Origin of the sequence: Streptomyces sp. NPDC006134 (genome assembly GCF_040628835.1) — a bacterium.
Lineage (GTDB): Bacteria > Actinomycetota > Actinomycetes > Streptomycetales > Streptomycetaceae > Streptomyces.
In genome coordinates this window covers 18092-38838 of sequence record NZ_JBEXTV010000040.1, presented here as the reverse complement: position 1 = coordinate 38838, position 20747 = coordinate 18092, and the positions used below count along the sequence as shown (strand labels likewise).

The 20747-nt window shown below is 74.4% G+C and carries 12 protein-coding genes and 1 pseudogene; 10 read left to right on the top strand and 3 right to left on the bottom strand.

Going from position 1 to position 20747, the window contains the following annotated elements; all coding sequences use genetic code 11:
* The first annotated feature begins 144 nt into the window (after window positions 1–144).
* Window positions 145–354: an HTH domain-containing protein gene (locus ABZ340_RS24445; protein WP_358783950.1), complete on the top strand. Its 210-nt coding sequence runs from the start codon at window positions 145–147 to the stop codon at window positions 352–354.
* Entirely contained in the window at window positions 354–911 is a 558-nt protein-coding gene (locus ABZ340_RS24440; RefSeq protein WP_358783949.1) for a Clp protease N-terminal domain-containing protein, read from the top strand. Before ABZ340_RS24445 ends, ABZ340_RS24440 begins: the two co-directional genes overlap by 1 nt.
* A gap of 100 nt (window positions 912–1011) precedes the next feature.
* On the opposite strand, the gene ABZ340_RS24435 is transcribed toward ABZ340_RS24440, so the two are convergent.
* The gene (locus tag ABZ340_RS24435) at window positions 1012–2145 is read right to left on the bottom strand and encodes a PadR family transcriptional regulator (RefSeq protein WP_358783948.1); all 1134 of its coding nucleotides are present in this window, start codon (window positions 2143–2145) and stop codon (window positions 1012–1014) included.
* Between the two features lies 1 nt (window position 2146).
* Window positions 2147–3094 (bottom strand): hypothetical protein, encoded by a 948-nt coding sequence (locus ABZ340_RS24430; RefSeq protein WP_358783947.1) that lies wholly within the window; start codon window positions 3092–3094, stop codon window positions 2147–2149.
* A 313-nt stretch (window positions 3095–3407) separates the two neighbouring features.
* Here ABZ340_RS24430 and ABZ340_RS24425 point away from each other — a divergent pair.
* The 8 genes and pseudogenes from ABZ340_RS24425 (at window position 3408) to fxsT (ending at window position 16633) form a co-directional block, all read left to right on the top strand.
* A pseudogene (locus tag ABZ340_RS24425) lies at window positions 3408–4323 on the top strand (hypothetical protein).
* Between the two features lie 265 nt (window positions 4324–4588).
* Entirely contained in the window at window positions 4589–4768 is a 180-nt protein-coding gene (locus ABZ340_RS24420; RefSeq protein ID WP_240118762.1) for a DUF6104 family protein, read from the top strand.
* 253 nt (window positions 4769–5021) lie between these two features.
* On the top strand, window positions 5022–5432 hold the full coding sequence (locus ABZ340_RS24415; protein ID WP_358783946.1) for a CU044_2847 family protein: 411 nt from the start codon (window positions 5022–5024) through the stop codon (window positions 5430–5432).
* Window positions 5429–7519 (top strand): trypsin-like peptidase domain-containing protein, encoded by a 2091-nt coding sequence (locus tag ABZ340_RS24410; RefSeq protein ID WP_358783945.1) that lies wholly within the window; start codon window positions 5429–5431, stop codon window positions 7517–7519. The genes ABZ340_RS24415 and ABZ340_RS24410 overlap by 4 nt, the downstream gene beginning before the upstream one ends.
* A gap of 153 nt (window positions 7520–7672) precedes the next feature.
* Window positions 7673–8695, top strand: a complete 1023-nt coding sequence (locus ABZ340_RS24405) for a MoxR family ATPase (RefSeq protein ID WP_358783983.1) — start codon at window positions 7673–7675, stop codon at window positions 8693–8695.
* A gap of 7 nt (window positions 8696–8702) precedes the next feature.
* Window positions 8703–11951, top strand: coding sequence for an SAV_2336 N-terminal domain-related protein (locus ABZ340_RS24400; RefSeq protein ID WP_358783944.1), 3249 nt, complete (start codon window positions 8703–8705; stop codon window positions 11949–11951).
* A 363-nt stretch (window positions 11952–12314) separates the two neighbouring features.
* Window positions 12315–13535: an HEXXH motif-containing putative peptide modification protein gene (locus ABZ340_RS24395; protein WP_358783943.1), complete on the top strand. Its 1221-nt coding sequence runs from the start codon at window positions 12315–12317 to the stop codon at window positions 13533–13535.
* Window positions 13536–13630: 95 nt separating this feature from the next.
* Complete coding sequence (gene fxsT / locus ABZ340_RS24390; RefSeq protein WP_358783942.1) at window positions 13631–16633, top strand: FxSxx-COOH system tetratricopeptide repeat protein; 3003 nt, start codon at window positions 13631–13633, stop codon at window positions 16631–16633.
* Between the two features lie 111 nt (window positions 16634–16744).
* Here fxsT and ABZ340_RS24385 read toward each other — a convergent pair whose 3' ends face one another.
* On the bottom strand, window positions 16745–20563 hold the full coding sequence (locus ABZ340_RS24385; RefSeq protein WP_358783941.1) for a multifunctional oxoglutarate decarboxylase/oxoglutarate dehydrogenase thiamine pyrophosphate-binding subunit/dihydrolipoyllysine-residue succinyltransferase subunit: 3819 nt from the start codon (window positions 20561–20563) through the stop codon (window positions 16745–16747).
* Window positions 20564–20747: the final 184 nt, after the last annotated feature.

Below are 20747 nucleotides of genomic sequence, written 5' to 3'. Positions count from 1 at the left end.
TTCGCTCCGTCTGCGGCGGGTTCGGGCAGGGTGCCCGGGCCCGCCGTTCGCTTTGTCCCGCACGGCCGGGGTGTCAACTTGTCCCGCACGGCCGGGGTGTCAACTGGGGTTGACGCGGTCGGGATGTCAACTTACGTTGACGTCATGACCGAAGCAACGGATCTGGCCGAGCGTGCGGGCGACCGCGACCCGCGGGTCGGGCTGCGGGCCGTCGCCGCGCTGCGCAGGCTGCTGGAGCAGCTGGAGGCGGTGCAGGTGCGCAGTGCGCGCCATCAAGGCTGGTCGTGGCAGGAGATCGCCACGGAGCTCGGGGTGAGCAGGCAGGCCGTGCACAAGAAGTACGGGAGGCGCTGATGTTCGAACGGTTCACGAAGGACGCCCGTGCCGTGGTGCAGGGGGCCGTCGAGCAGGCCGAAGGGGCGCGGACCGTCGAGGCCGAGCACCTGCTGCTGGCCCTGCTGGACCGCGGGGAGGGCCGTGGGGCGCACGCGCTGTCGGCGCTGGGGATCACGGGGCGTGAGGAGTCGGTGCGGCGGGCGCTGGGCGAGGCGCGGCGGCGGGCCGGGCTGTCACGGGCCGAGGCCGACGCCCTCGCCGGTCTGGGGATAGACGTCTCGGAGATCGTCGCCCGGGTGGAGGAGGTCCATGGCACCGGGGCGATGTCCGGTGACCGTGAGGACAGGGGCTGGTGGTCGGGGCGGCGCGGCTTCGGCCGGGGCGCCAAGGAGGTGCTGGAGAAGTCCCTGCGTATCGCCCTGGCCCGACGCGACCGGCATATCGGCGACGAGCACCTCCTCCTCGCCCTGACCACGCGGCCCGGTGTGCCCGCCGAGGTCCTCGCCGACCACGGGGTGACCTATGAGTCGGTGACCAGGGTGCTGGACGGGGCGGGGCGCGCCGAGGCGGGGTGACGGGCGCTTTCGGCGGTGTGCGCGCCGGCTTCCGTTCCCGTGGCGGCCCCGAGGTCTGCCGGTGGCGCACCCGGCCTGCGGAGTGCCGGGTGCGGCCGTGTCAGGTCTTCGGCGCCCGGAGGATCGCCCCGATGTGAGCCGCCGCCGCCGACAGGTGACGGCGGGCGTCGCGGAGCTGGTCGGGGGTGACGCCGTGGTCGCGGGCCGCGTCGCGGATGCCGTCCCGGAAACGGTCCAGCAGGCGTTCCAGGTCGCGGGCCGGGTCGCCGGAGGAGTCGGCGGCGTCCTCGTGGGCCCAGGACGGCAGGTAGTCGGCCGGGAAGTCCTCCGGGGTGTGGGAGTACTCCGGGGTGTGGGAGTGCTCCGGGGTACGGAAGTCTTCCGAGGCACGGGAGTCTTCCGAGGAGCGGGGGTGCTCCGATCGGGGCGCATGCGAGTCGGTGCCGCCGCCCGCGCCGGACCGGCCGGAGGCGAACTCCTTGCCGAAGTCGCCGAACTCCCTGGCCAGTTCGGCCAGGCCCTCGCGCAGTCCCGTCGGCCAGTCACCCCGTGCGAAGTGGTCCTGCACCTGCTCCTGGACGCGCCGGGCGATGCGCTGGACCTCCTCCTGCGCCTGGGTCCGGGCCCGTTCCTGCGCCTCCTTGGCCTGGCGCCGGGCGCGCTCGGCCTCCTCGCGGGCCCGGCGGCTCTCCTCCCTGGCACGCCGGGCCTGCTCCTTCCACTCCTGCTTGACGCGCCGCATCTCCTCCTTGGCGACCTGCCAGGCCGCCTTGTCACCGAGGTCCGCGAAGCCGCCGAAGGGACCGCCGGACTCGCCGGACTCGCCGGACGGCGAGCCGGTGCCCCGGCGGGTCGCGCCGACCGCCGCCCGCATCTCCCGGCGCAGGTCGCCCGCCGCGCCGCGCACGTCCGCGCGGATCTCGGCGGCGAGCTCGGCGACCGACTCGCGGATCTCCAGCTCCAGGTCGGCCAGCTCGCCGCTGCGGTCGGCCAGCTCGGCCCGGCCCGCGTCGGTGATGGAGTACACCTTGCGTCCGCCCTCGCTGGTGTGGGTGACCAGTCCCTCGGCCTCCAGCTTGGCCAGACGGGGGTAGACCGTGCCCGCCGACGGCGCGTACAGGCCCTGGAAGCGTTCTTCGAGGAGTCTGATCACCTCGTAGCCGTGACGGGGGGCCTCGTCGAGCAGCTTCAGGAGGTAGAGGCGGAGGCGGCCGTGGGCGAAGACGGGGGGCATGTCAGAGCACCTTCTTGTCGGTCGAGCCGTCGGCCGGGGCGCCGGTGGCTCCGTCGTCGCGGCCGGAAACGGAATTGTCCCCCGGGCCGCCCTGCGCGCCGCCCGCCGGCCCGGCGTCCTGCGGCGCCCGGTCCCACGGCTCCTCCTCGGCCGGCCTCCGCAGCAGGGCGATGGAGCCGGAGACCGTCGTCACCTTCAGCCGGCCGTTGCCCGCGCCGAGCCGGCCGGTGATCCGCTTGGCGCCCCACCGGCCGGTGACCCGGAGATCCTCGAAGGCGCTGGAGACCGTCCCGCCGGTCGTGCCGGCCTCCACCTGCGCGTCGGCCGGGTGGGGCAGCCGGACGGCGATCTCACCCGAGACGCCGGTCAGGGAGACGTCGGTGGGACGGCCGGCCGGATCCAGGTCGAGGATCATCGAGCCGCTCACCGACTCGGCCCGGACCGAGGAGCCCGCCTCCACCACGGTCAGGTCCCCGGAGACGGAGTGGAAGCGCAGGTCTCCGGTGAGGGCCTGGGCCTCCAGGTCCCCGGAGACCGTGTCGGCCCGCACCGGGCCGGTGAGACCCACCAGCGTGGTGTCCCCGCAGACCCCCTTCACCTCGGTCCGCCCCTGTGTCCCGGAGACCACGGCCGTGGCGCCGACCACGCCCAGTTCCACGTCCGCGCGCGCCGGAACGGCCAGGGAGACCACCGCGCTGCGGCGCCGGCTCCCGCGGTCCGGCCAGGTGAGGAAGTCCTTCCAGGTCAGGTCCTCGTAGGCCACCGTGAGCGTGCCGTCCCGCTGGGTCACGGTCAGGGGCGGGCCCTCGATCTCGGAGACCTCCAGGCGGGCGGAACCCTCGTCCGTCCCCACCACGTTCACCGTCCCGCCGACGATGCGGACCCGGAGCTCGCTCACGGGCTCCGGGAAGGTGAGCTTCTGCGGCTCCGCGACGGACCACTCGGACATGGTGCAGACCTCCTGGAAGCAGAACGGAACGGACCAGACCGGACCGGGGTGGAAGGCGACGGAAGGCGATGGAAGGGGACGAAGAGGAAAGGAGGGGAAGGGAACGGAAGGGAACGGAAGGGAACGGAAGGGAACGGAAGGGAACGGAAGGGAGTGGGCCGGACCGCACCGGGCCGGACGAGTGGACTCGACGCAACGAGCCATATCGCGTCCCGTAGCAATACGATATATCGCGGTGTGGGGTTGTCAAGGCACCCGTTCAGGTGATCAGTGATCGGTTCGAGCGGGTGGATTGCCCTAGTTTGTGGGCATGTTGTCGACGCAAGAGTCCTCGGCCGGCCGCCCCGCCGGGCCCGCGCCGGGCGCCCTGCTGCTGTGCCGGGCGGCACCGGACTCCGTCGCCCTCGCCGCCCCGCTGCTGCGTGAGCGCATGCTGTTCACGTCCGCCGGCGAGGAGTGGAGCGTGCTCGTTCCGGAGGGCACGCCGTGGCGGCACGGGGGCGAACCGGTCGACCGCGTCCTCACCGGCTGGGCCGCCGCTCTCGCCGTCGGCGCGCCCTGGCCCGTCCTGGCCCTGTGGTGGGACGCCGACCGGGCCGGCTTCACCCTCGCCTCCGGTTTCCGCCGGTCCGTCGGCTACGTGTGGCTCGCGAACGGCGCCCCGGCCGGCGAGGGGGAGGCGCTGCGCACGTTCGCCGCGCGGCTCGGCCTCGACCCGGTGCTGGACGTGCAGACCCTCGACCGGCTCACGGCACCCGACCCCGCCTCCGACGCCCGGGCCCGCCTGCGCGGCCTGCTGGCCGTCCTCACGCGCGTGGGCGTCGCGCCACCACGTTGGGCTGCTGCGCTCTGGTGGAGTGGCCGTCCTCACGCGCGTGGGCGTCGCCCTGCCCGACGGGCTGGAGACCGGGGAGCCCGCCGACCGGCTGTGCGCGGCGGCCCGGGCGTCGGAGGCGGAGTCGGGCGTCCTGGAGACCGGGGGGACGGCATGGCGCACCGCGGTCGACGTCAGCCCTCTCGGCCCCTGGATGCCCTGGGCGGACGGCCCCAGGGCCCGCGCCCTGGCCCTGATTCAGCTGGCCGGGGGCGCCCCGCTCCTGGCGTGGGGCATACGGCACCGCAGCGGCGACTGGACCACCGCCGGGGCGCTGCTGCTGGCCCACGGCGCACTGGGCCTGGCCCACGGCCTCTCGCGCGCGGGGAGGCCGGAGCGCCCCGCTCCGGCCTGAGAGCGGGGTTCACCGCGCCCCGTCTCGCTTGAACGGGATCACCGCGCTCCGTTCCGAACGGGGCCGCCGTGCTCCGTTCCGAACAGGGACCGCCCCGCTCCGGCCCGAACGGCGCGCGGATCCGCCCGTCCCGCGCGGGCACCGCTCCCGGGCGTCGCACGCGCCCCCCGGGGGCCCGCCCCGGCGGCCCGCGTCCCGTGGGGCGGACGGTTGCATAGGCTGTGGGACGGAAGTCGGACACGGACGCACGCAGGAGAACAGCCCCATGTACTTCACCGACCGCGGCATCGAGGAACTGGAGAAGCGGCGCGGCGAGGAGGAGATCACCTTCGAGTGGCTTGCCGAGCAGCTGCGTACGTTCGTGGACCTCAACCCGGACTTCGAGGTGCCCGTCGAGCGGCTCGCCACCTGGCTGGCGCGGCTGGACGACGAGGACGAAGACTGAACCACCCGAACCACCCGAACCACCCGAACCACTCGAACCGCCCGAACTACTCGAACCACCTGAACCGCGCAGGCCGCCTGAGCCGCCTGAAGCGCGCAGGCCGCCGCCCACGCGAGGAAACGGCCGAAAGACGCCGTGCGGCCCGTTCGCGCACCCTCGCCCTCGCCTTCATCCGGCGTTAGCCTTCTGCTCCCACTGGGGCAGGGGGCTTTCCCCGCAAGCGGGGAGCCGGAAGCGGACGGACGGGGGCGTCGTGGCTGGCGGGATCGAACGGATACGGCTCGACGACGGGACCGTCGTATGGGCGAGGATCACGGCGGCCGACGACGCCGCACCGGCGGAGGACGGCTACCAGGACACCGGCGTACGGGACCGCGTGATCACCATGGCGGGCGGGCTCGCCGACACGGTGGGCGGCGTCGTGCGCTCCCTGCGCGCCGGTCTGGACACCACGGAACCGGTCGAGGTCGGCGTGACCTTCGGCATCGAACTGTCGGCGCAGTCCGGCAGCGTGGTGAGCGCCATCGCGGGGGCCGGCGGGAACGCCTCCCTGTCCGTCTCCCTGACCTGGACCGAACCCGCCCGGCAGGACGGCCGTCCGCGCCCGGCGCCCGCGGACGGTGGCGCCGCCCCTGACGGAACACCGGCCTCCGGCGCCGTATGAGCGCCCTCGAAGCAGAGGTGCGCCCCTCGCTCGCGCGCATCGTCGCACCCGGTGACGGGTATGCACCGGACCGTGGCGAGTACTGGGGATCGGGCTTCTTCATCGCTCCGGGCTGGCTGCTGACCTGCGCTCACGTCGTGGGAAAGGGGGGCGCGGAGGTGTGGCGGAGCGGACGTGCCGTGGGAGTCACCTGGCAGGGCGGGACCACCACCGGCGAGGTCGTGCTGGCCAAGCCCCGCCCCGACCCGCCCCACGAGGGCCGCGCGCGCTGGGACTTCCCGGACATCGCGCTGGTCCGGGTGCGCGACGCGGACGACGCCCGCTGCGTCTGGCTGAGCGACCGCGCCCCGACCATCCCCGCCCCGGTCAGCCTGCACGGCTGGTCGCGGCAGACCGGCGCCCTCGGCATGCGGCACGGCATCGGCGAGGCCGGCGCCCTGGACGGCAAGGCGCTGCTGCTCAGCGGCAGCCTCCCGGTCGAGGGCGTCTCGGGCGGCCCCGTGGTCGACCTGCGCTACGGCGCCGTCATCGCCATGAACAAGGGCGTCGGACGCACCGAGGGCGCCGCCGTCCCGATCACCGCCCTGCGCGAGCTGTACGACGTCCGCGGCGGCGACCTCCTGCACACCGTCCTGCGCGAGCACGACCTGCACCACCTGGCGCGCTTCACCCGCCCCGGCACGGACCCCGACTGGACCCGCACCCAGACCCGGCTGCGCGGCCCCGGAGCCCCCGGCCTCGCCCCCGCGCTCCGCGTCCACCTGTACGGGCACTTCGCCCACCTGCCGCCGCCCGGCGGCCCGGGCGAGGTCATGCACCTCGTCCAGGAGGTCCGCTCCCGCGTGGTGCACGAGGACTACCGCTCCCCGATCCTGCACGACCCGCGGACCTGGCGGGAGGGCGCGGGACTGCTGCACGGGCTGCGCGAACTGAGCGGCAAGGGCGGCAGACCCGAACTCGACCTCGACGCGGTCCTGCTGTACGCGGCGAAGGTGGCCCGGCACACCGCCCTGGAACACCCCGCCGACACCGACTCCGAACGGCTGCGCGACCTCGTGCGGTGGATCGACGAACAGGCGACCCTGTACGCCCACCCGGCGATCCAGGAGGACATCGACGGCCTCTTGGACGGGCTCGGCGCGCGGACCCCCCGGCGGACCGGCCCCGTCCTGGTACGGCAGCGGCCCACCCGGGCCGGAGCCGACGTCCTGGTCGACATCGGCGAGCCCGTCTACGGCGAGCGCTACCCGCTGAGCGTGCGGCTCCTGTACGACGGCCGGGACGTCACGCCCGTCTACAGCAACGACCTCGGGGTGCGCCGCCACGAACTCCAGCAGTACCTGAGAGAGCCGCTGGCCAAGGCCCTGGGCCTGGGCGACCGCGGCGAACACCTGGCCGTCGTCGAGGCGTTCCTGCCGCGCGCCCTGTTCGACGAGCCTCTCGACGAGTGGCGGCTGACGCCCGAGGAGGCCACCGACGAGGACGCCGACCTCTTCGACGAGCACTCCATGCCGCTCGGGCTGCGCCGGAGCGTCCTCGTGCGCGACCGCCGCCGCAACGCCCGCCCGCCCAGCCCCGAATGGCGGCGGCGCTGGGCGGGCGCGGCACGCGGCCCGCTGTCCGGCGTGCCGCTGCGCGGCGAGGCCACGGCGGACGGCCACCGCGCCGGCGAGCGCCGCGAGGGCAGGGTCGCGGCCTACGGCCGGCTGTCGGGCAGCGGCGACGGGTGCGTTCCGGTCTTCTGCGGACCCGTCGCCGGCGGCGACGGACGGGAGGCGATGGCCGCCGCCCTGGCCGCCGGGCACCCGCTGGTGCTGTGGCGCCGGGACGGCCACGACCACGAGGAGTGCCGGGCGTTCCACCGGCGGGCCGCCCGCCTGCTGGCCCTCGCCGGCCGCGCCAAGGGCCTGCACCGCCACATACGTGACCTGCGCATCGACGTCTCGGACCCCGACACCGCCCGCAGCGAGAACCTCACCGGCAGGATCGCCGTCCTCTACGACCCGCCCGACCGCCCCCCGTACGGAACGGAGATCATGCAACCACCCCTCATGGCCGGCCCGGCGGGGGACCGGCCCCCCGCCTGACGGTCCGTCACCCCCGCACCACCCGGACGTCCGGCGGCCGGAAGCGGCACCGGACGCCCGGATACCTCGGCAGGCCCGGCTGCCGGGCGGTAACGTCGTACCTCGGACGGCCCGGGCCCGCTGCAAGATCACCAGAGCCGGGAGGAGCCCATGGTGAACGACTGGCGGATCTACCGCGGAGTGGGTCAGCCGCACGAAGGCGTGACGCGGTTGCCCGCGCCGCCGCCCTGGCGGGACTTCGCCCGGGCGCAGGACCGGCCGGAAGACGGGCCGGACGACGGTCCGGAGGACCCCGGTGCCGCGCGCCGGCTCGGCGTCCGCCGCCGCCTCGTGGAGAACTACGCGCCTCGCCCCGCCGAGGTCGACGCGGTCAACGCCGCCCTGTACCTGCGCCGCCCGCTCCTGGTCACCGGCAACCCGGGCACCGGCAAGTCCACCCTCGCCTACGCGGTCGCCCACGAGCTGGGCCTGGGCCGGGTGCTGCGCTGGCCGATCGTCAGCCGTACCACGCTCCAGGACGGCCTGTACCGCTACGACGCCATCGGCCGCCTCCAGGACGTCCAGCTGGAGCGGGCCCGCGGCGCCGGGCAGGACGCCGCGCCCGGCATCGGGTCCTACATCCGGCTCGGGCCGCTCGGCACCGCGCTGCTCCCCTCCGAACTGCCCCGGGTCCTGCTCATCGACGAACTCGACAAGAGCGACCTCGACCTGCCCAACGACCTGCTGAACACGCTGGAGGAGGGCGAGTTCGCCATCCCCGAGCTGGAACGCGTCGCCGACCGCGAACCCGTCGTCGAGGTCCTCACCCACGACGGCCACCGGGTCGCCGTACGCGGCGGACGCATCGCCTGCACCGCCTTCCCGATGATCGTCCTGACCTCCAACGGCGAACGGGACTTCCCCGCCCCGCTGTTGCGGCGCTGCATCCAGCTCGAACTGGAGCCGCCCGGCGAGGAACAGCTCACCGCCATGATCGAGGCCCACCTCGGCGAGGAGGGCGTCGGCGCGGGCCGCGACCTGATCGCCCGGTTCCTCGACCGCGAACCGGGCGAGGTGGTCGCCGCCGACCAGCTGCTCAACGCCCTCTTCCTCACCCAGCACACCCCCCAGGCGGAACGGCTCACCCGGGAGCGGATCGCGGAGATGCTGATGCAGCCGCTCGACCGGTCGAGGTGACGGCCGTATGCAGGGGGCGCCTCTCGACGAGCTGATCGGCAGGTTGCGCCGGGGCGGCCTCGACCCGGCCGCCGAGGACGTCGCGGACGCCCTGTGGCTGGCCGGGCAGCTGGGCCCCGCCCGCTCCCGCGCCGCCCCGGACCGGCCCGGGTCCGCCCCCGCCGACCCGCCGGGGCGCTCCCGGGACTCCCGCGCGCGACAACCGCGCGCCGCGGACACGGACACGAGCACGGGAACGGGCGCGGACACGGACGGCGCGCCCCACCGGACCGGTGGGAACCCGCCCTCCGCACCGGTGCCCCTGCACGTCTCCGGCGGCGGCGACCGGCCGCGCGGCGACGGCGCGTCGTCCCTCTTCCCGGTGCGCGCCCCCGCCGCCACCGCGCTGCCCGGCCTCCTCGGCCTGGAGAAGGCCCTGCGCGCCCTGGGCCGCTACCGGGCCACCGCCACCGCGTCCGGGGACGGGCCGATCGACGAGGAGGCGACCGCCGAGCGCGCCGCCGCCGGCGGCATCGTGCTGCCCGTGCGGCGCCCCGCCCGCCGCCGGCGCTGCGACATCCAGCTCCTGATGGACACCGGCCCCGCCATGGCCGTCTGGGGACAGATGGTCGAGGAACTGCGGCAGGCCTGCCAGCAGTCGGGCGCCTTCGCCGGCGTACGGGTCCACCACCTGTACGCCGACGCCTCCGGCGCCCCCCTCGTCGGGACCACCGCGGGGCCCGGCCGCCGCGTCCGGATGCGCTCGCCCGACGAGCTGCACGACCCCTCCGGCCGCTGCCTCACCCTGGTGATCAGCGACTGCGTGGGGCCCCTGTGGCGCAACGGCAGCGCCCAGCGGCTCCTGCACGACTGGCCGCGCTCCTCCCCGCTCGCCGTCGTCCAGCCGCTGCCGCCCCGCCTGTGGGGCCGCACCGCGCTGCCCGCGGAACCGGGACGGCTCCTGCGCCCGGCGGAACTGGGCGGGCGCATCACCTTCCTGCCCGACGAGGAGAGCTGGGACGAGCCGGCCGGCGGCGCCCGCCCCGTGCCCGTGCTCCAGCCCACCCCGGAGGCATTCGAGACCTGGGCCCGCCTGCTGTCCGGCACCGGTCCCACCAGCGAACGGGCCTGGGCCGCCTGGACTACCCCCGCCGCCGCGCCGGCCGTCCCCGAACCCCCGCCCGCCACCGGCCCGCGCAGCGACGACGACCTGCTGCGCGCCTTCCGGGCGACCGCCTCACCCGGCGCCGTCCGCCTCGCCGTCTACCTCGCCGCGGCCCCGCTCACGCTGCCGGTCATGCAGCTCGTCCAGCGGGCCATGCTCCCCGACACCGGGCCCATGGAACTCGCCGAGGTCCTGCTCGGCGGAGTGCTGCGCCAGCTGCCGGGCACCGAGGATCAGCCCTGCTTCGCCTACCCGGGCCGGGTGCAGGACCTGCTGCTCAGCTCCCTCGACCAGGACACGGCCGGACTCGTCCTCAAGCACTGCTCCGCCTACGTCGAACGCCGCTTCGGCAAGGGCACCCGCAACTTCGCCGCCCTGGCCGCCGCCCGGCTCGCCGACCACGGCGCGGCGGCGAGCCCCCCGCCCGCCGGCGACGGCGGCGGCACCCCGGATTCCGGCGACGTCGAGACCGAGCTGTTCGCCCGCATCCCCGCCCGGGTCCTGCGCTTCTACCTGCCCGACCTCGTCACGCCCGAGCCCGGCGCGGAGGCGGAGCGGCTGCTCGGACAGTGGCGGTCGCTGGCCGACCCGGAGACGCTGCACCGGGCACGTGCCCAGGCCGAGGCCGCGGTGCGGGCCGCCACGGCACCGGGCGACGGCGTACGGGCCCGCCTGGTCCTCGGCCGGGTGCTGCGCGCCGAGGCGGGCACCGCGGCGGCCCGCACGGGCGAGCGCCGCGCGGAGCTGCTGCGCGAGGCCGCCGGCGAACTCGCCGCGGCCCACCGCGCGGCCCCGGCCGACAGCGCCGAGCGGGCCGAGGCCGCACTCGAACTCGCCGCCTGCCACAGCGACCTGTGGCGGCTGACCCGTGACCGGGACCACCTGACGGCCGCGCTCGGCGTCCTCGCCCAGGACACCCCGCCCTGGCCCGCCGTCACCCGCCGCGCCCAAGGCGCCCAAGGCACCCAAGGTGCCCAAGACGTCCAAGCCGCCCAGGACGCCCCGGCGGACGGCGGCCCGGCACCGCGGACGGCGGGCGGCTGGCGCACGCTCCACCGGTCCCGCCTGCTGCGCCGCGGCCGGCTCCTGCTGGACCTCGGCCGCCCCGCCGAGGCCGCCCCCGAACTGCGCGCGGCCCGCGCCCTGCTGGACGACGCCCCCGGCGCCGTACGCAGCCGGGCCCTGCTCGACCTGGCGCGAGCCCTGCGCGGCGCCGGGGCGGAGGCGGAGGAGACGCGGGAGGCGTTCCTGCGCGCGGAGGAGGCCGCGGGAGACGACCCCGCCCTGCGGCTGCCCGCCCTCGCCGCCCGGGCCGCCTTCCACGAGGCGGCGGGCGAGGCCGGCGAGGCCGACGCGGCCTACGAGACGGCCGTCATGCTGGCCCCGCCCGACAGCACCCGGCGCTGCGAACTCCTCACCGCGTGGGGCGAGTCGCTGCTGCGCCGCGCCTCCCGCGCGGACGGCGCCGCGATCGTCGACCGCGCCGAGAACGTGCTGCGCGAGGCGCTGAAGGCGCTGCCCGCGCGGTCCGCGCACCGCGGCCGGCTGCAAGGGCTGGTCGGCAGCGCGCTGGCCCAGCGCTTCCGGCACCTGGGCTTCCTGCCGGACCTGTTCGAGAGCCGGCACCTGCTGGGCCAGGCCGTCCGCGCCGCGCCGGACGCCGCCGTCCGGGCTCAGGCGTGGCTCCAGCTCGGCCGGGTGCGTCTCGAAGGCTGGTACCGCGCCGGGACGCCCGTGCTGGTGGAGGCGCTCCAGGCGTACGCGAGCGCCGAGTACGAGGCCCGGCTGGCGCACGGCGTGGACCCCGGCTCGGTGACGGCGGCACGGGCCCGGCACGGGAGCGGCGCGGTGCTCGCCCTGATGGGCCGCCCCGGGGCGGCCCGTACGGCGTACCGCGAGGCCCGGGAGGAGTGGCAGCGGCTGGCGGGGGCGTTGCGGGAGGTGGACTGGGAGGAGGTGGAGCTGACGCGGCGCAGGGAGGAGGAACTCGCCGCGGAGCGGGCACCGGCCGAGGGCGGACACCCGGCCGAGCCGGAGTGGGCGCGGACGGCGCCGCCCTGGTACCCGTGGGCGGAGCGGCGGGCCGGCATGGCCACTCTTGACGCGAGTTGATCCCGGCCGGGTTTCTGCCTCCGGCCCGTCGGGAAGAACTGGGCAGCCGTTTGCGGCTGTGCGGGGCGGGCGTGGGCAGGGAGGAGCCGAGGTGGCGGAGCAGACGGAGAGGGCGGCCGGCACCGGCGAGGACGCCGGACGGACCGCTCTCCTGCCGGACCTCACCGACGTGGACCTGCGGGCCTTGCGTGCCATGGACGATCCGGGGCTCACGGCCGCCGTCGACCACGTGCTGACCACCTGCCGCAGGCCGGGAGAGGTCTGGTATACCGGCGGTGAGTACAGCCGGCCCGGGAAAGCCGCTGCTGGGCGTACGTTTTCGGTCAGGAGTACGGAGCCGGCCGCGGGGGAGGGAAGGCCGGCATGACGCCGGTGCCCGTGCTGCCCGCGGTGGTGACGGAGCTGGCCGGGACCCGGCCCCGGCCCCGGGCCGTCGCGGCACTGCGTGCCGGGCTCCACGCGCGTCGCCTGCTGCTGCTGAAGGCCCTCCTGGTGCGGGTCGAGCGGCTCGGCGCCCGGACGGCCGCGTCCGCGGCCCGGCGGGACTTCGAGCGGGACTGGCGGCTGCTGGAGCAGGCGGAGCGGACGGACGCCGCCGCGGTCCGCGACGTCGTCGACTACCCGATGACCGGCGCCTGGCTCGCCGAGGCGCTCGCCGCCCCCGAAGGCCCCGCCTTCGAGGAGCACCTGGCGCACTTCCACGGCGTGGCCGTGGCCGCCGCCCTCCGCGCGGGCCGCGCGGTCGACCCGGCACCGGCACCGTCACGGGCGCTGGTCCTGCCCGGCCTGGGCGTGCTCGTCCACCGCGCGGGCCGCATCCGGCTGAGCGGCGCGGCGCGGGGAACGGTCACGGACGGCGAGGGCCGCGAGGTGCCCGGCTGGACGGCGCTGCGCACCCTGCCCGGCGGCGGCGTGGTCCTCGACGACCTGGACCCCTACCGGGTGCCGCCGCAGGGCATCGGGCCCGCCGGCCTGCCCGCCGCCGAGCGGCCGCGGTCCGCCCACCGGCTGTGGGCGCGGCGGTGGCGGGAGGCCCACGCACTGCTCTCCGTGACCGACCCCGGCCGCGCCGCCGAGACCGGCGCCGTGCTGCGGGCCGTCGTCCCCCTGGCGCACTCCGGAGCCGACGGCGCGATGAGCGCCACCCTCCGCGCCGCCCCCGGCGCCGTGCTCGCCCAGCTGCCCGGGGACGCCGAGCAGTTGGCGGAGGCGCTGGTGCACGAGGTGCACCACACCAAGCTGGCCGCGCTCCAGGAGCTGGTGCCCCTGTGCCGGCCGGGCGGCGCCGCCGTGCACCGCGTGGGATGGCGGACCGACCCGCGGCCCGTCCCGGGGGTGCTGCACGGGGCGTACGCGCATCTGGCGCTGACCGACCTGTGGTGGCGGGCGCACACCGGGCCCGCCGTCCCCCGGGCGTGGCGGCGGCGTGCCGGAGAACAGTTCGACAAGCACCGTGATCAGGTCGGCGCAGCCTTGTCCATCCTCCGCGAATCCGATGAACTGACCCGTACGGGAGTCGAGTTCGTCCGGGAGATGGACCGGTGTCACGCCCGGCTCGGCGTGGCGGCGCCCGGCTCGCGGTGACGGCGCGTGGATGATCGGTTGCGTACCGTGCGCGGCACCGGCAGAGTGCCGCACACGACAGGCAAGTGCGGCAGACGTGGAACAGGGAGCGTTCGATGGCGGAACAGCGGAAGCCGGGCGGGGACGGTGCGGTGGCGTCCGAGCACTTCCTCGTGGTCTTCCCGGGCTACCACCGCTCGTGGGCGGCGTGGCTCGCGCAGTGCCTGGAGCGGCACGGCCACCGGGCCACCCTGCACCGCTGGGACCCGCCCCGCCAGGTTCCGCTGGAGGACTCGCTGGAGGACCTGCTGCTGTCCAGCGGGCGCATCCTCCTCGTCCTCGACGACTGGTTCTTCGAACTCGGCCCCCGGCCGGCCGGCGAGTGGAACGACGTCCTGCGCGGCTTCGTCGCCGCGCACGCCGACCGCTTCACCGCCGTCAACCTCACCAACCGTCCGCTGCTCCCGGCCACCGCCGTCCTGGAGCCGGCCAGCCTGTGGGGACTGAGCGAGGCCGGCGCCGAGGAGCGGCTGCTGAGCAGACTCGGCCTGGAGCGCCGCCGCATCCCGAAGAACCTCACCACCCGGGTCCGCTACCCGGACACCCGCTGCGAGATCTGGGGCGAGGTCCCGCGCCGCAACCCGCGCTTCACCGGCCGCGACGACCTGCTGACCGAACTGCACCAGCGGCTCGCCGACGCCGAGCGCGGCGCCGCCGCCTGCACGCTGCTCGGCATGTCCGGCATCGGCAAGACCCAGCTCGCCGCCGAGTACGCGCACCGCTTCAGCCCCGACTACGACGTCGTGTGGTGGGTCAACTCCGACGACCGCAACATCCAGCGCGACCGCTTCGGCGAACTCGCCGTCGAACTCGGCCTGCGCATCGGCAGCGAGCCGGGCGAGCGCATCCGCGCCGTCCGCGACGCCCTGCGGCGCGGCGAGCCGCACGCCAACTGGCTGCTGATCTTCGACGGCTGGGACGACACCGAGGGGATCAACGCGCTGTTCCCGCAGGGGCCGGGCCACGTCCTGGTCACCTCCCGCAACCGGGCCTGGAACGAGCACACCGACGTGCTGGAGGTCCCCACGTTCCAGCGCGCGGAGTCCACCGGCTACCTGCTGCGCCGCGCCCCCCACATCTCCGCGGAGCAGGCGGACGAGGTCGCCGCCGAGTTCGGCGACGTACCGCTGCCGCTGGTGCAGGCCGCCTCCTGGCTCGGCGAGTCGCGCATGGAGGTGCCCGAGTACCTGCGGATGGTGCGCGAACGGCGGCTCTCCACCGTCGACGAGCCCGCCACCGGCGAGGGCTTCCCCCAGTCGTCCATGACCTCCTGGTCGATACTGCTCAACCGCCTCCGCCGCGCGCAGCCGCAGGCCATCGACATCCTCGGCCTGTGCACCTCGTTCGCTCCCGGACGCATCCCCCTCGGCCTGATCCGCGCCTACCCGCAGGCCGACCTGCCCGAGGAGCTGCGGTGGATGGTCAACGACCTGCCCGCCTGGACCCGCGCCCTGGACACCCTGGTCAACTATTCGGTGCTCACCCGCGAGACCCGCGGCCCCGTCGGCGCCGAGATGGGCCCGCACCAGGAGTCGGTGCACATGCACCGGCTCGTCCACGACATCGTCTCCAAGCTGACCAGCGACGACAGCAGGGCCGTCCACCGCAGGGCCGTCCACACCCTGCTCGCGGAGGCCGACCCCCGCAACCCGGTCGACAGCCGCACCTGGCCCCGCTACGCCGAGCTGCTGCCCCACCTGGAACCCTCCGGGGCGCTGGGCAGCACCGATCCCCGGGTCCAGGAGACGGTCCTGAACTGCCTGCGGTACTGCTACCGCAGCGGGGAGTACAACGGCGGCCTGGAGCTCGCCCGGCAGATCCGCGACCACTGGTCGCAGGCGATGGACCCGCTGGCCCAGCCGATGCTCGACCTGGCCACGCAGGAGAGCTACATCCTGCGGGCCAGCGGCCGGTTCCGCGAGGCGTACGAGCTGGACCGCGGCGTCCTGGAGCGGCTGGAGGCGGCCGGGCAGCGCAACGAGCTCGCCGAGCTGACCACCAAGAGCGCCATGGCCAACGGCCTGCGCCACCTGGGGCGGTACGACGACGCGCACGAGCTCCAGCTCCAGGTCCTGGACGGAACCACCCGGCTGCTGGGCCCGGACGAGGTCGCCACCCTGGTCGCCCGGCACAACCTCGGCGTCGGGCTGCGGCTCCTGGGCCGGTACGCGGAGGCGTACGAACTCGACCTGGAGACCCTCGCCCGCCGCGAGAGCGTCCTGCGCGCCCGGCACATCAGCACGCTCAACTCCGGCAACGCCGTCACCCACAGCCTGCGCCTGCTGGGCCGCTACCGCGACGCGCTCTCCCGCCAGGAACCGGTGGTCCGGCTCCACGTCCAGGTGCTCGGCGCCCAGCACCCGCAGACCCTGGAGGCGCGCGCCCAGCTGGCCATGTGCGTACGCCGGGAGGGCGGCCCCCGGCAGGACGTGGGGCCGTCGATGGCCGCCCTGCTGGAGCAGCTGGTGCAGCTCCACGGCCGCGACCACTACCGCACCCTCGCCTTCCTCACCAACTACGGCAACTACCTGCGCGAACACGGCGACCTCAGCCAGGCCCGCGAGCTCATCGAGGAGGCGGAGGCCGGCTACCGCGCCCTGCTCGGCCCCGCCCATCCCGTGGCGACCGGCATGCTCGCCAACACGGGGCTGGTCATGCAGGCCGCCGGCGAGCGCGCCGAGGCGATGTCGATGTTCGAGTCCGCGCTGGCCGGGCTCACGGCCACGCTGGGCCCGGACCACCCCTGGGTGCTGGGCTGCGCCCTCGACGCGGCGAGCGCGCGGAACTTCAACGGACGGATCGCCGACGCCGTGGAGCTGAGCCGGGAGACGCTGCGCCGGGCCCGGCACACGCTGGGCCACGAGCATCCGCTGACCCTGTCCTGCCAGATCGCGCTCGCCGCGGACCTGCGGGCGGCGCGGGAGCAGGAGGAGGCCGGGAAGCTGGAGGAGGACGGGCTGCTCGCGCTGACCCGCACGCTGGGCGCCCAGCACCCGCACACCATCTCGGCCCGCCAGCGCACCCGCCCGTACTGGGACTTCGAGCCCTACCTCGGCTGAGGGAACGGGCCGTTCCCCCAGCCGGGGGAACGCGAACGCCGACGGGCCCGGCCCCGAGTCCGAGGACTCGGGGCCGGGCCCGCTGTGCGGTGGGGAGCCGGGTTCAGCGGCTCACGCCTCGAACACCTCGCGCACGAGCTGCTCCTGCTCGGCCTGGTGCCGCTTGGCGGAACCGACCGCCGGGGACGAGCTGTGCGGACGCGAGATGCGGCGCAGGCGCTCGCCGGCCGGGATGTCAGCGCCGACGGCCAGGTCGAGGTGGTCGATCAGGTTGAGCGCGATGAACGGCCACGCACCCTGGTTCGCCGGCTCCTCCTGCGCCCACAGGTACTTCTCGGCGTTCGGGTACTTGGCGATCTCCGCCTGGAGCTCGGCACCCGGCAGCGGGTACAGGCGCTCGATGCGGATGATGGCCGTGTCCGTCGTGCCGCGCTTCTTCCGCTCGGCGTCGAGGTCGTAGTAGACCTTGCCGGAGCAGAAGACGACCTTCTTCACCGCGGACGCCTCGACCGAGGTGTCGCCGATGACCGGGCGGAACTGGCCCGTGGTGAACTCCTCCGCCTTCGAGGCCGCCGCCTTCAGGCGCAGCATCGACTTCGGGGTGAAGACGACCAGCGGCTTGTGGTGCGGGTTGTGCACCTGCCACCGCAGGAGGTGGAAGTAGTTCGCCGGCGAGGTCGGCATGGCGACGGTCATGTTGTTCTGGGCGCAGAGCTGGAGGAACCGCTCCGGGCGGGCCGAGGAGTGGTCCGGGCCCTGGCCCTCGTAGCCGTGGGGCAGCAGCAGGACGACACCGGAGGTCTGGCCCCACTTCTGCTCCGCGGAGGAGATGAACTCGTCCACGACCGTCTGCGCGCCGTTGACGAAGTCGCCGAACTGCGCCTCCCACAGCACGAGCGCGTCCGGGCGGGCCAGCGAGTAGCCGTACTCGAAGCCCATGGCCGCGTACTCGGAGAGCAGGGAGTTGTAGACGTTCAGGCGGGCCTGGTCCTCGGACAGGTACTGCAGCGGCGTGTACTCGTTGCCCGTGCGGTTGTCGATGATGACCGCGTGGCGCTGGCCGAACGTACCGCGCTGCGAGTCCTGGCCCGCCAGGCGGACCGGGACGCCCTCCAGCAGCAGGGAGCCGAAGGCGAGGGTCTCGCCCATGCCCCAGTCGATGGTGCCGTCCTCGACCATCGACGCCCGGCGCTGGAGCTGCGGCAGCAGACGCGGGTGGACGGTGACGTGGTCGGGGATGTTGACCTGGGACTCGGCGATCCGCTTGACGGTCTCCGTGGTCACCGCGGTGTTCACGGCGACCGGGAACTCGGCCTGCGGGTCCGAGGGCTCCACCGTGGCCGGCTGGGACGTGGCCTCGCGGACCTCGGTGAAGACCTTCTCCAGCTGGCCCTGGTAGTCCTGGAGTGCCTGCTCGGCCTCTTCCAGGGTGATGTCGCCGCGACCGATGAGGGACTCGGTGTAGAGCTTGCGCACCGAGCGCTTCTTGTCGATCAGGTTGTACATCAGCGGCTGGGTGAAGGCCGGGTTGTCGGTCTCGTTGTGACCGCGGCGGCGGTAGCAGATGAGGTCGATCACCACGTCCTTGTTGAACGCCTGGCGGAACTCGAAGGCCAGGCGCGCCACGCGGACGCAGGCCTCCGGGTCGTCGCCGTTCACGTGGAAGATCGGGGCCTCGATCATCCTCGCCACGTCCGTGGCGTACATCGACGAGCGGGAGGACTCCGGGGCGGCCGTGAAGCCGACCTGGTTGTTGATGACGATGTGGACCGTGCCGCCGGTGCGGTAGCCGCGCAGCTGCGACATGTTCAGGGTCTCGGCCACCACGCCCTGGCCCGCGAAGGCCGCGTCGCCATGGATCGCCACCGGCAGGACGGTGAAGTCCGTGCCGCCCTTGTTGATGATGTCCTGCTTGGCGCGGGCGACGCCCTCCAGGACCGGGTCGACGGCCTCCAGGTGGGAGGGGTTGGCGACCAGGGAGACCTTGATCTGCTCGCCGTCCAGGCCGGTGAAGGTGCCCTCGGCGCCCAGGTGGTACTTCACGTCGCCGGAGCCGTGCATCGACTTCGGGTCGAGGTTGCCCTCGAACTCGCGGAAGATCTGCGCGTAGGACTTGCCGACGATGTTGGCGAGCACGTTGAGGCGGCCGCGGTGGGCCATGCCGATGACGACCTCGTCCAGGCGGGACTCGGCGGCCGAGTCCAGGACGGCGTCCAGCAGCGGGATGACCGACTCGCCGCCTTCGAGGCTGAAGCGCTTCTGGCCGACGTACTTCGTCTGCAGGAAGGTCTCGAACGCCTCGGCCGCGTTCAGGCGGCGCAGGATGCGCAGCTGCTCCTCGCGCTCCGGCTTGGCGTGCGGGCGCTCCACGCGGTCCTGGATCCACTTGCGCTGCTTGGGGTCCTGGATGTGCATGAACTCGATGCCGGTGGTGCGGCAGTACGAGTCGCGCAGCACGCCGAGGATGTCGCGCAGCTTCATCATCGACTTGCCGGCGAAGCCGCCGACGGCGAACTCGCGCTCCAGGTCCCACAGGGTGAGGCCGTGCTCGACGATGTCCAGGTCGGGGTGCTTGCGCTGGCGGTACTCCAGCGGGTCGGTGTCGGCCATGACGTGGCCGCGGACCCGGTAGGAGTGGATCAGCTCGAAGACGCGGGCGGCCTTGGTGACGTCGTCGTCGTGGGAGGCGTCGATGTCCTTGAGCCAGCGGACCGGCTCGTAGGGGATGCGCAGCGCCTCGAAGATGTCGTCGTAGAAGCCGTTCTCGCCCAGCAGCAGGTTGGCGACGACGCGCAGGAACTCGCCGGAGGCGGCGCCCTGGATGACCCGGTGGTCGTAGGTCGACGTGAGCGTCATGACCTTCGAGATGCCGAGCTTGTTCAGGGTGTCCTGGGAGGTGCCCTGGAACTCCGCCGGGTAGTCCATCGCGCCGACGCCCATGATCACCGACTGGCCGGGCATCAGGCGCGGCACGGAGTGCACGGTGCCCAGGCCGCCGGGGTTGGTCAGGGAGACCGTGACGCCGGTGAAGTCGTCCATCGTCAGCTTGCCCTCGCGGGCGCGGCGGACGATGTCCTCGTAGGCCTGCCAGAACTCGAAGAAGTTCAGCGTCTCGGCCTTCTTGATCGCCGCGACGACGAGCTGGCGGTCGCCGTTGGGCTTGACCAGGTCGATGGCGAGGCCGAGGTTGACGTGGTCCGGCTTGATCAGGGTCGGCTTGCCGTCCTTGACCCCGTAGGACCAGTTCATGGACGGCATCGCCTTGATGGCCTGCACCATCGCGTACCCGATGATGTGCGTGAAGGAGATCTTCCCGCCGCGGGCGCGCTTGAGGTGGTTGTTGATGACGATGCGGTTGTCGAACAGCAGCTTCACCGGGACGGCGCGGACGGACGTGGCCGTCGGCATCTCCAGCGAGGCGTCCATGTTCTTCGCGACGGCCGCGGCGGGGCCGCGCAGGGTGACCAGCTCGGGACCCTCGCCGGCCTCCTTGGCGGGCGCGGCCTTGGCCTGCGGCTTGGCCGCCGGCTTCGCGGCGGGCGCGGCCGGGGCGGCGGCGGGCTTGGCGGCCGGCTGGGCGGCGGCCGGGGCCGCGGCGGGCTTCGCCGGGGCGGCCGGAGCCGGAGCCTGGGGGGCCTGGGCCTGGGCCGGGGCCTGCGCCTGGGGGGCCGGGGTGGACTGAGCCGTGCTGGGGGTCTCCGCGGCCCCCGTGGCCGCGGCACCCGACGCAGCCTGGGCGGCGGCCGCCCCCGGCTTGTAGTCGGCGAAGAAGTCCCACCAGGCTCGGTCCACCGAGTTCGGGTCCTGGAGGTACTGCTGATAGATCTCGTCGACGAGCCACTCGTTGGCACCGAACGCGGCGGCGGGGTTCTTGCCCGCTCGATCGGTGTCGGTCGAAGTGTTTGAGTTACTGGGGGACTGTGGCGACACGGCGGCAACCGCCCTCTTCCGCTTCACAAGGTGATGGACAGCGGGAATAAAGGCTACGCCTCCAAGAGCGGGAAGGTCAGACCGGGCCCGTTCAACGTCGCGTAAGTCACATCTCGGAGCGTGTTTCGGCGCTTGAAATGGCGGGAAACAAGCGGGGTTCCGCCTCAGTGGGCAAGGGGGCATC